We start from the raw sequence: 11,946 nt of genomic DNA, 5'->3' as shown, positions 1-11,946 counted from the left end.
GACGGCCGGGCGGCCCGTCGCGTTGAGCACCGCCACGGTGAGGTCGCGGCGGGTCGGCCGCCCGATCCGTGCGGTGAAGCGCACCGGCCGGCCGACCATCAGCCCGTCCGGCTCCGACGCGAAATCCGACGCGCGCGCGAATACGACCACGCGGCCCGACATCTCGGCGTCGCGCAGGCGTTGCAGCGTGGCGCGGAACATGAGGCGGCCGCGTCCCAACGACACCGGGCTCTCGGTGGGGGTGACGGTCACCGGGGCGGCCGTTCCGAACGCCGCGGTGATCGGGTGGTGATCCACCGCTTCGGCGCGCAGCGCGACCGCGAACCCGAACCCCGCTCCGGTGACCCCCAATGCGACCAGGCCGGCGCCGAGGACCCGCAGGCGTCCCGCCTCGCCCCGCCGCCACGCGCGCCACGCCAGCACGCCCGAGGCCGCAGCCAGAGCGGCGCCGCCCGCCGTCACCTCCCGGCCGATCGGCCACCAGATCCCGGCGGCGGTCACCACCCAGCAGGTGAGCGCGGCCGGCACCAGGCGGGCGTCGACCCGCTCAGCGCCCGGTTCGACGATGCCGGGACCGTGCACCCGCGTCAGACACGGACCAGGGCGCGCAACTTCTCCAGCCGCGCCGGGCCGATGCCGTCGACCTCGGCGAGCTGGTCGACGCTGGTGAACTTGCCGTTGGCCTGGCGCCAGGCGACGATCGCCGCCGCCGTGACCGGCCCGACGCCGGGCAGCGCGTCCAAGTCCTGAACGGTCGCGGTGTTGAGGTCGAGCACCGCACCGGCCTTCGGCTTGACCGGCCCCCCGCCGGGCCGCGGGGGTGCCGGCTTCGGCGTCGAACCGGTGGCCACCGAGCTGCCCAGGGCCGGCGGCTGCCCGGGGACGGGGGCCAGCCCGACGACGATCTGCTCGCCGTCGCCGAGCGGGCGCGCCATGTTCAGCCCGACGGTGTCGGCCCCGTTCACCGCGCCGCCCGCGGCCTGCAGCGCATCGGCGACCCGCGCGCCGGCCGCGAGGGTGACCAGCCCGGGGCTGTGCACCAGGCCGACGACGCTGACCACCACGGGCCGGTCCGGGCCGGCGGCCGGGCTCGCCGTGGGCGTGGCGCTCACCGTCGACGCCCTCTCCACCGGCGGCAGCTTGGCCGACATCACCGGCGCCGGGCGGTCGCGCAGCACGGTGAATACCGTGACCATCACCGCCAGCGCGGCCACGATCGCCAGCCCGATGGCACCGGCACGTCCCGGGTCGGCGCGCAGCCTGGCCGCCCAGCCGCGATCCGGCGACCCGTCGGGCAGCCACCGCGGCAGCAGCGAATTCTGGTCCTCGTCTGCCGCCTCCGCCGACGACGCCGGCCCCGCTCCGTCGGGGTCGACGTCGGGTTCGGCACCGAGCCGCCGCTGCAGGCGCGCCCCGGGCAGTTCTGGTTGCATGCGTCGACCGTAGGCGCGGCGACCGCCCGATCGGCCCCGCGCGGCGGCGCCGCGACCAACGGCTGTGGACTAAACCGAGGCTGTGCACAACCGCCGCGCGCGATGGGTCAAGATGGAGGCAAGAACGCATCGCCAGGACCGGGCATCCATCCGACGCTGGTAACCACGTTCAGCCCCAGACGACAGGAGGTCGCCGTGCAACTGGCGCTCACACCGGAGGAAGCCGCTTTCCGCGACGAACTCCGCACCATCTACACCACCAAGATTCCGGAGGAGCTGCGCGAGCGGGTGCGTCGCGGCGCGGCGGAGGTGAACCGCGACGACATCGTCACCAGCCACAAGATCCTGCACGAACACGGTCTGGCGGTGCCGAACTGGCCGGTCGAGTGGGGTGGCAAGGACTGGACGCCGACCCAGCACCAGATTTGGGCCGACGAGATGCAGCTGGCCTGCGTCCCCGAGCCGCTGAACTTCAACACCAAGATGGTGGGACCGGTGATCGCCGAATTCGGTTCGGAGGAGGTCAAACAACGCTTCCTGCCCCCGACGGCCAGCCTCGACATCTGGTGGTGTCAGGGATTCTCCGAGCCCGAGGCGGGGTCGGACCTGGCGTCGCTGCGCACCACCGCGGTGCGCGACGGCGACAGCTACGTCGTCAACGGCCAGAAGACCTGGACCACGCTGGGCCAGTACGCGGACTGGATCTTCTGCCTGGTCCGCACCGACCCGCAGGCGCCCAAGCGGCAGGCCGGCATTTCTTTCCTGCTGTTCGACATGAAGACGCCGGGCGTCACGCTTCGGCCCATCAAGACGATCGACGGCGGCCACGAGGTCAACGAGATCTTCTTCGAAGACGTCCGCGTGCCCGCCAATCAGCTTGTGGGAGAAGAAAACAAGGGCTGGACGTACGCGAAATTCCTACTCGGCAACGAGCGCACCGGCATCGCCGGCGTGGGACGGACCAAGGTGCGCCTGGCCGAGGTGAAGAAGCACGCCGCGGCGACCGGGGTGCTGTCGGATCCGCTGTTCGCGGCGCGGCTGGCCGAGGCCGAAAACGAGCTGCTGGCATTGGAACTCACGCAGTCGCGAGTGGTCACGGACTCCGCGAACGGACAGCCCAATCCGGCGTCGTCGGTGCTGAAGCTTCGCGGCAGCCAGCTGCAGCAGGTGGCCACCGAACTACTCGTCGAGGTGGCCGGGCCCGACGCACTGCCCGCCGACGGGGAAGGCATTGCGTCTCCGGACTGGGCGCAACACAGTGCGCCGCACTACCTCAACTACCGCAAGACCTCCATCTATGGCGGCAGCAACGAGGTACAGCGCAACATCATCGCGTCGACCATCCTGGGATTGTGAGGCAGACATGGATTTTCAGTTGACCGACGAGCAAACGCTGCTCCGCGACACGACCCGCGAGCTGCTGTCCCGCAGCTACGACCCGGAGAGCCGCAACAAGGTCATCGGCACCGACCTGGGCTGGAGCCGCGAGGTGTGGAGCCAGCTCGCCGACACCGGGATCCTCGGCCTCGGCTTCGACCCGGAGGAGGCGGGCCAGATCGAGATCATGGTCGTGCTCGCCGAGGCGGGGCGCCGGCTGGCCCCCGAACCGATCCTGCACGCCGCGCTCGCACCGGGTGCCCTGATCGCCGAGCTGGGCACGGACGCCCAGAAGGAACAACTCGACGACGTCGCCGCCGGCCAACGGCTGCTGGCCTTCGCCCACCTGGAGCCGGGCCGGCGCACGCCGGCCGCGGGTTTGGACACCAAGGCTGTGGCGCAAGGCGATTCATGGACGGTGAGCGGACGCAAGAACCCGGTGCTGGCCGGTGACTGCGCCGACACGTTGGTGGTCAGCGCGGCGCTGCCGGACGGCGGCACCGGCCTGTTCCTGGTGGACGCCGCCTCCGTCACGCGTCACCCGTACCGGACGTTCGACGGGCAACGCGGCGCGCAGATCGACCTGGACGCCGCCCCCGCCGAGCCCCTGGGCGAGGCGGCGGACGCGTCGCGGGCCGTCCGCGACGCCGTCATCCGCGTCCAGGCGGGACTGTGCGCCGAGGCGGTCGGCGCGATGGAGGAGGCGCTGCGGCTGACCACCGACTACCTCAAGACGCGCAAGCAGTTCGGCGTCACGCTCAACAAATTCCAGGCGCTCACCCAGCGGGCGGCCGACATGTACGTGTCGCTCGAACTGGCGCACAGCATGAGCCTGTACGCGTCGATGTCGATCGCGGACGGCAACCTCGACCCGGTGATCGCCTCGCGGGCCAAGCTGCAGATCGGCCGGTCGGGCCGGCACATCGCCCAGGAGTCCATCCAGCTGCACGGCGGCATCGGTGTGACCGCGGAATACCCGGTGGCCCACTACGCGGCCCGGCTCACCGCGATCGAGCACACCTTGGGCACCTCCGGTGACCACCTGCACAACCTGATCGACCACATCGGCGACTACGACCTGGCCCGGCTCTAGCGGATGACCGAACCCGCCACGCTGTCGGACAGGGTCGTCGAGTTCCTCTCCGCCGGCACCCGTACCGGCATGCTCGGATACGTCGCCGCCGACGGCCGCCCGCTGGTCGCACCGGTGTGGTTCGTCGTCGACGATGGCCACTTGGTGTTCAACACCGGCCGGGACACGTCGAAAGGCCGTGCGCTGCATCGGGACCCGCGGGTGGTGATCTGCGTCGACGATCCCCATCCGCCGTATTCGTTCGTCCAGGTGCAGGGTGTCGCCGCGGTGAGCGAGGACCCCGCAGAGGTGCTGGACGTCGCCACCCGGGCCGGGGCGCGCTACATGGGCCCCGAGCGCGCCGAGGAGTTCGGCCGCCGCAACTCCTCCCCCGGCGAGCTGGTGGTGCGCGTGCGCCCCACCAAGGTCATCGCCGGCTTCGACATCAGCGACTGACCCTTAGTCCGACGCCGGGATCACGTCCGGTACCTGAGCGGCCAGATACTCGGCGAGCGCGCTGATCGTCGGGTAGTCGAAAACCGCTGTGGCGCTGATCGTGAACGCGCCACCGAACTGGCCGTACAACCGGTTACGGAGTTCGACCGCCATCAGCGAGTCGGTGCCCAGGTCCAAGAAGCGGCTGGTCGCGGCGGGCGCCTGCGCGAGCCGCAGGAATTGCTGGACCTCCTGCTGCAGGAATTCCGTCAGGAAACTGGCTCGCTGCGCCTCCGGCACCTCGTGCAGCTTCTTGAGGAGCTCACTGTCGCCGGGGGCCTGCGCGGCGGCGCTCGGTAACAGATGGTCGAGCATCGGCGGACGAGAACCGCCGAGCATCTTCGCCGCGCGTTGCCAATTGGCCTTGATCACGACCGCCTGCCCGGTTCCCTGGGCGACGATCTCACCGAGCGCGTTGAGCGCCGCCGTCGGTTCCATCGCAACCAGGCCTTGCGCACCGAGATTGGCGCGCGCCGCCTCCGACGCGGCCATGCCGCCCTGCGCCCAGGGGCCGAAGTTGACACTGGTGGCCGGCAGGCCTTGCGCTCTGCGTTCGGCGACGAGGCCGTCGAGCAGCGCGTTGGCGGTCGCGTAGTTGGCCTGGCCCGGTGAACCGAGCACGCCGGAGATCGACGAGTAGACGATGAAGAAGTCCAGATCGTCCTTCCTGGTCAGCCGGTCGAGATGCCAGGCGCCCAACGCTTTTGGCAGCAGGGTCGTCCGGAAGCGTTTGACGTCCTGCTGCGGCAGCAGGGCGTCGTCGAGCACACCCGCCAGGTGCGCCACGCCCGCCAGCGGCGGCAGCTCCGCCCGGATTCGCTCCAGCAGTTCCTCGACCTGCGACTCGTCGCCGATGTCGGCCGCCAAAGTGTGAATCCGGCAGCGGTAGCGCTCGGTGATGTCCGAGATCGCCTGCTGCGCGTCCGCATCGGGTTCGCGGCGGCCGGTCAACACGATGTCGCCGGCACCGAGTTGGGCCAGGTAAGACGCCGTGCGCAGGCCGAGGGCGCCGAGCCCCCCGGTGATCAGGTAAGTCCGATCGGCTTGCGGCTGAAGCGGATTGGGCATCTGCAGGACGATCTTGCCGATGTGGCGCGCTTGCTGCATCCGGCGGAACGCGGTCTTGGCCTCGGTCAGCGGGTAGATCTCGGCGGGCAGCGGCGCCCATTCGCCACTCCCCAACCCGTCCGACACTTCGGCCAGCAGCCCGCGGATCCGCTCCGGGTCCTGCAGGATGGTCCCGTCCAGTGCCACCACTTCGTAGGCGATGTCGGGGCGCGCCGCCGCCATGCGCTCGTGGGTCCAGATGTCCCGCTTGGCGATCTCGGCGAACCGGCCGTTCTGAGCGGTGGCCCGCACGGTCGCCTCGACGAAGCCCTCGTTGGTCAGGCTGTTGAGCACCACGTCGACGCCGGCACCGTCGGTGTCGGCCAGGATCTGGTCGGCGAAGTCCGTCGTGCGCGAGTCGTAGACGTACTCCACACCCAACCTGCGCAGGGTCGCACGTTTGTAGGTGCTGGCGGTGGCGAAGACGACCGCGCCGTGCTGCTGCGCCATCTGGATTGCGGCCAGGCCGACGCCGCCGCTGGCAGCGTGGATGAGCACGCGGTCCCCGGGCTTCAGCTGCGCCCAGTCGAACGCCAGCCGGGCCGTGAGAGCGGCGGCGGGAATGCTGGCCGCGGCCACCGCGCTCAGTTCGTGCGGCACCGGCGCCAGCAATTGCGCCGGCACATTGATCCGGCTGGCGAACGCGCCCTGCATGAAGCCGAAGACGCGTTGGCCGGCCTCGAATCCGGTGACGCCGGCGCCCACTTCGGTGACGATGCCGGAGAAGTCGCCGCCGATCAGCCCCGGGTCGCCCGGATAGAGGCCCAGCACGTTGAGCACATCCCGGAAGTTCAGACCGGCCGCCTCCACCCGAATCTGCACCTGGCCGGCGACCGGCGGCGGCACGTCGGTCTCGGCCAGCCGCAGATTGTCGATCGCGCCGCGCTCGGTGGGCGCCAGCACGTAGTCGCCCGCGCGCGGCGCCGCGAGATGCCCGCTGCGCGCCCAGGGCAGCAGCCTCGACGCCAGGAATTTCCCTTGTCGCAGTGCGAGTTCCGGTTCCTGAAGGGTGGTGTCGGGCGCGGCGAGCAGGCTCGCCAACGAGCGCACGGCTTCGCCGGATCCGTCGTGGTCGATCAGCCTGCAGCGCAGCGTCGGCTGCTCGGCGATGATGGTCCGGCCCAGCCCCCACAGCGCCGACTGCACCGGGTCGACCCGCTCGCCCGGCTCGGTCGCCACTCCCCGTTCGGTGATGATCCGCAGTCCCCCGGGCAGATTCACTTGCTGTTCGGCCAGCAGGGCGTGCACGGCGCCGAGCAGGTTGCCGATGTCGGTCTCCAGGCGCGCGCGGAATTCCTCGCCCGACTCCTCCGCGCCCGGTCGACCGGAGCCGCGCCAGACGATGCCGGTGATCGGCGCACTTCTCTCCTCCGCCCGAGCGAACATCCGCCGCCAGTCCCCGGTATCCATCGCGCCGTTCGACTGGACGCAACCCGGCAGCTCGGCCGCCAGCTCGTCGAAACCCGCGACCAGCCAAGGGCCGCGCGCGTTCTCGTCCGCCCCGGCATCGCCACTCGGCGCCGGCACCTCGTGCCAGCCGAGGGTGTACAGCAGCCGGGCGACGTCGCCGCCGAGCCCGCGCAGTAACGCCTCCCGTGGCGCGCGTTTGACCGTGAACTCGCTTATCCCGCCCAGGTGGCGGCCGGCCCGGTCCACGAAATCAAGGTCGAAGACCTGGGTTTCGCTGTCGACCCCACCGGTGCGCCACCTGGCGCGGCAGTAGAACCGGCGTGGCATCCGTTCCGCGAGCGCCACCCGCCCGTACCGCAGCGGGAGGAACAGGTCGGGAACCGCCCCTCGTTCGGTCGCCGCGAGAAGCGCCGGAAACGCGGGGAAGGCGACGCCGGTACACAGATCGAGCAGCACCGGATGGACCGGCTCGGTGCCGAGGTGTTCGGCGAGTTCGTCGCCGACGACGACATCGCCGACCGCCTCACCCTCGCCCACCCACAGTGATTTCAGCGACGTCGACCAGGTGGGCCCCCAGGCCAGCTCCATGTCCGCGAAGGTGTCGAACAGTTGCTGCGGACGGGTGCGGTTCAACCGCTCGATCGCGACGTCGACGGAATCCGCCGGACCCGGCTCGTCGGCGCCAGCGTTGACGAGGGCACCGTCGGCGTTCAACGACCACTCGGCGTCGCGGACACCGTATGGCCGGCTGTGCACCTGGAAGGTCCAGCCACCGCGGTCTTCGGAGGGGTGCAGCGTCAGCTGCACCTCGCGAGAACTCTTGTCGGCCAGGATGATCGGTTCGTAGAAGAAGACGTCTCGCACCTGGGCCGGGGTCCCGACCGCGGCCAGGGCCATCGCGGCGTACGTCGCGCCCGGCACGACGACGGTGCCGTAGATGACGTGATGGGACAGCCAGGGTTGCGTCTTGACGGACAGCCGGCTGGTGTAGACGACGTCGCCGGAGGCGAGATCCTTCGCGCTGCCCAAGATTCCGGACACGGCGGCGCCCTGGCCGTCGACGCCGGCGATCCCCGACGTCTTGGGCCAGAAGTGGCGGCGCTGGAACGGATAGGTGGGCAGGTCGAGTCTGCGGCGCGGCGCCCGGTGCAGCGCGGCGAACTCGGGCCGGTGCCCGGCTACGTAGGCCGCGGCCAGCGCTTCGGCGACCTGACGCCGCGCGCAGGCGCCCTTGCGCAGGGAGACGATCGCGCGCGGTGCGGCGGCGTGTTCGGGCCACGCCTGCACCGCGGCCGCGGTCAGAATCGGCTGCGGGCCGATCTCCATCAACACCGAGCATCCGAGCGCCGCCACCGTGCGCACGCTTTCGGTGAACTGCACCGGCTGGCGGGAATGCCGCCGCCAATACTGCGCGTCCAGCGGGGTTTCCGCCGTGAGGACCGCGCCGGTGCGATTGCAGACCAGGGGCCGGGTGGGGGTGGCGAACTGCAGTCGCGCCGCATACGCCTCGAATTCGTCGAGCACGGGTTCGAGCAGTTCCGAGTGAAAGGCGTGGCTGGTGTCCAGCCAGGTGCAGCGGATCCCGTCGTCGCTGAAGCTCGCGACGACCTGATCCAGATCGGCGCCGGGACCCGACAACACCGTGTTGCGGCCGTTGTAGGCGGCCACCGACACCGCGGGGAAGCGTTTGGCCGCGTCCTCCACCTGCTCGGCCTCGGCGAAAACCGCCACCATGCGGCCGCCGTCGGGCAGGCTGCCGAACAGCCGGCCGCGTTCGGCCATCAGCCGGGCCCCATCTTCGAGGCTGAACACGCCGGCCACGCACGCCGCCGCGTACTGGCCGACGCTGTGGCCGAGCACCACGTCGGGCTCGATGCCCCACGACTGCCACAGCCGGGCCAGGCCCATCTCGACGGCGAAGAGCGCCGGCTGGGCAAAGGAGGTGTGCCGCAGCGTTTCTGCGGCGCCGCCGCCGGCGCCCCGGTCGATGTCGAACAGCACCTCCAACAGCGGACGCGGCAGCATGCCGTCGATCGCCTCCGCACACCGCGTCACGGTCTCGGCGAATACCGGCTCCGTGTCGAACAGCTCGCGGGCCATCCCCGGGTACTGGCTGCCCTGCCCGGTGAACAGCCACGCCGTCTTCGGCGGGTCGGCGCATTCGCCGCGCAGCACCCCCGGCCTTAGCCGGTTCTCGGCCAATTCGGCCAGCACCTCGCGGGCGCCCGCCACCGAATCCACCACCAGCGCGGCGCGATGTTCGAAATGCGAGCGGCCGACCCCGGCCGTGAAGCACACGTCGGCGATGTCGGCCTCGGGGTGCGCGCCCAGCCAGGCCCCGTATCGCTGCGCCAACGCCACCAACGCCTGCGGTGAGCGCGCCGACAACGGGAACACCTCGACCCGCACGTCGGTAGCGGCCGAAGCCGGCTCCGCCGCAACGCTTTCCGAGTAGGTGACGGTCTGGGGCGGCGCCTCCTCGATCAGCACATGGGCGTTCGTGCCGGTGAACCCGAACGAACTGACCCCGGCGCGGCGCGGCCGGCCGTTGGCCTGCCAGGGCATCGCGGTATCGACGACCCGCACCGGCAGGGAATCCCACGGGATGTGCGGCGACGGGTTCTGGAAGTGCAGGTTCCGCGGCAGCACTTCGTGCTGCAAGGACAGCACCACCTTGATCAGGCCCGCGACCCCGGCGGCCGACTCGAGGTGGCCGAGGTTGGTCTTCGCCGAGCCGATCAGCAGGGGCCGGCGCGGATCACGGTCGGCGCCGTAGACGGCGGCGGCGGCCTGCACCTCGATCGGGTCCCCCAGGGAGGTGCCCGTCCCGTGCGCCTCGAGGTAGTCGACGTCCCCGCCCCGGACCCCGGCCCGGGCCAGCGCCGCGGCGATGAGCCGTTGCTGCGCACCGCCGTTCGGCACCGTCAAGCCGCTGGAGGCGCCGTCCTGATTGACCGCGCTGCCGCGGATGACCGCGCAGATCCGGTCGCCGCTGCGCTGCGCGTCGCTGAGCCTCTTGAGCACCAGGATTCCGCAGCCCTCGCTGCGAACGTAGCCGTCGGCGGCGGCGTCGAAGGTCTTGCACCGTCCGTCGGGCGACAGCATCCGCGCGCGTGAGGCGGCAACGATCGACTCCGGGCTCAGCAGGACGTTGACCCCGCCGGCCAGCGCCAGATCGCAGTCGCCGGAGTGCAACGCCTGGCAGGCCTGGTGGACCGCCACCAGTGACGAGCTGCACGCGGTATCCACCGCCACCGCAGGGCCTTCCAGCCCGAGCGCGAAGGCGACCCGGCCCGCGATCGCGTTGAGCGCGTTGCCGGTGATGAAGTGGGCCTCGATGCTTTCCACCGAGTCCCGGGACAGCAGGTGGGAATACTCGTTGGCGGCGACACCCACGAAGATGCCGCTGCGGCTGCCGCGCAACGCCGCGGGCGAATACCCGGCGCGCTCCAGCCCCTCCCAGGCGATCTCCAGCATCAACCGCTGCTGCGGGTCCATCCATACGGCCTCGCGCGGGGAGATGCCGAAGAACTCCGGGTCGAATCCGTCGATCCCGTCGAGGAATCCGCCGCTGCGACTGTAGATCTTGCCCGGTGTCGCCGGATCCGGGTCGTAGTATTCGTCGATCTCGAAGCGGTCATCCGGGATCTCGCGGATCGCGTCGACCCCGCCGGACAACACCTCCCAATACCCCTCGGGGTCGGGCGAGGCCGGGAACCGGCACGCCACCGCGACGATCGCGATCGGCTCGTCCGCGGGACCGGCCGGCACCGGCACCGGCCGGGCATCCGCCTTGGGGCCCGCCTGTGCGTTGAGGCCGAGGACGTCGTCGAGCAGATACAGCGCCACGTCGGCCACCCGCGGATAGTCCATCGCGAGCGTGGCCGGCAGTTCCCTGCCCACCGCGTGCTCGACTCGGCGCCGCAACTCGACGGCCATCAGCGAATCCATGCCGAGGTCGAAGAATCCGGCCTCCTCGCGGATCTCCGCCGCGTCGATCCGCGTCACCTCGGCGACCACGTCGCGCAGGTAGTCGACCAGCAGCTTCTTCCGCTGCTGCGCCGGCGCGAGGGTCAGCCGTTCGACGAATTCCGTCTGCCCGGAGGGTGCGGGGAGCGGCACCGACTCGGGCACCTCCCGCCCCAGTTCCTCGAGGAACGACCGCTTGCCCGCCTGCTGATACAGCGGCAGGAAGCGGGCCCAGTCGATCCGGGCCACCACACCGTGCGCGGCGGACGCCACCAGGAACTCGGCCATGCCCGCCAGCGCGTCCGCGGGGGGCAGCGTGCGGACCCCGCGCTGCTCCAGGCGCGCCCGGGCCTCCTCGTCGGCCATCCCCGCCGACCATGGACCGAAGTTGACGCTGACCCCGGGCACGCCCTGCTCACGCAGCCGCCAGGACAATCCGTCGAGGAAGGCGTTGGCCGCGCCGTAGGCGGTCTGGCCGAAGCTGCCCCACACCGAGGCGATCGAGGAGGTGCTCAGGAAGAAGTCCAGCGACAGCTCCGCGGCGGCCTCGCTCAAATTCCAAGCGCCCCAGACCTTTCCCGCGAACACCCGATCCACTTCGGCGTCGTCCAAGGCCCGCAGCGGCGTGGTGCCCATCTCGCCCGCGGCGTGGACGATGCCCGCCAGCGGCGGCAGCTGGGCCTCAACCGTGGCCAGCAGGCGGGCGACGTCGTGCGGATTGGCGACATCGGCCGTGATGACCCGGATTTCACAATCCGAGCCTTCCCGGATGGCATCGAGGCGCTGCTGCACCGCGGTGCCGGGTGCTCGTCGGCTGGTCAGCACGAGATGGCGCGCGCCGTGGTCGGCCAGATACCCGGCGATTTCCAGACCGACGCCGCCCAGGCCCCCGGTCACCAGATAGGTTGCGTCGCCGCGCAATACGAGCGGCGGCGTGGCCGGCCGGCCCGCGCGTCGACTCAGCCGGGGGATGTAGACACCGTGGTCCCGCAGCGCGATCTGGTCTTCGCCCCGCGGGCCCGCCGCGACCTGACCGATCAGCCGGCTCCACTCCTCGGCGCCGCCTTCGGACAGATCGGCTAG

General features: G+C 71.1%; 5 protein-coding genes and 1 pseudogene. 3 read left to right on the top strand and 3 right to left on the bottom strand.

Features of this window, described 5'->3' with window-relative positions; all coding sequences use genetic code 11:
- Both HMPREF0591_RS33115 and HMPREF0591_RS15525 read right to left on the bottom strand, forming a co-directional pair.
- Window positions 1–582, bottom strand: a pseudogene (locus tag HMPREF0591_RS33115) (ComEC/Rec2 family competence protein); the annotation flags it as partial.
- Between the two features lie 5 nt (window positions 583–587).
- Entirely contained in the window at window positions 588–1,433 is an 846-nt protein-coding gene (locus HMPREF0591_RS15525; RefSeq protein WP_007169541.1) for a ComEA family DNA-binding protein, read from the bottom strand.
- A gap of 195 nt (window positions 1,434–1,628) precedes the next feature.
- On the opposite strand from HMPREF0591_RS15525, the gene HMPREF0591_RS15520 reads away from it, so the two are divergent.
- From HMPREF0591_RS15520 to HMPREF0591_RS15510, 3 genes are read left to right on the top strand one after another with little or no spacing between them, the layout of a single operon-like run.
- A complete protein-coding gene (locus tag HMPREF0591_RS15520; RefSeq protein WP_007169540.1) occupies window positions 1,629–2,789 on the top strand; it encodes an acyl-CoA dehydrogenase family protein in 1,161 nt (386 codons plus the stop codon).
- 7 nt (window positions 2,790–2,796) lie between these two features.
- A complete protein-coding gene (locus HMPREF0591_RS15515) occupies window positions 2,797–3,903 on the top strand; it encodes an acyl-CoA dehydrogenase family protein (RefSeq protein ID WP_007169539.1) in 1,107 nt (368 codons plus the stop codon).
- A gap of 3 nt (window positions 3,904–3,906) precedes the next feature.
- The gene (locus HMPREF0591_RS15510; protein WP_007169538.1) at window positions 3,907–4,338 is read left to right on the top strand and encodes a PPOX class F420-dependent oxidoreductase; all 432 of its coding nucleotides are present in this window, start codon (window positions 3,907–3,909) and stop codon (window positions 4,336–4,338) included.
- A 3-nt stretch (window positions 4,339–4,341) separates the two neighbouring features.
- Here HMPREF0591_RS15510 and HMPREF0591_RS15505 read toward each other — a convergent pair.
- Window positions 4,342–11,946 (bottom strand): type I polyketide synthase (locus tag HMPREF0591_RS15505; protein ID WP_007169537.1); only part of this gene is annotated, 7,605 nt, incomplete at its 5' end.

The sequence above is a fragment of the Mycobacterium parascrofulaceum ATCC BAA-614 genome (assembly GCF_000164135.1).
GTDB classification, from domain to species: Bacteria; Actinomycetota; Actinomycetes; order Mycobacteriales; family Mycobacteriaceae; genus Mycobacterium; species Mycobacterium parascrofulaceum.
Note: the sequence above shows the minus strand (reverse complement) of the source record. Positions and strands in the feature narration are given on the sequence as shown.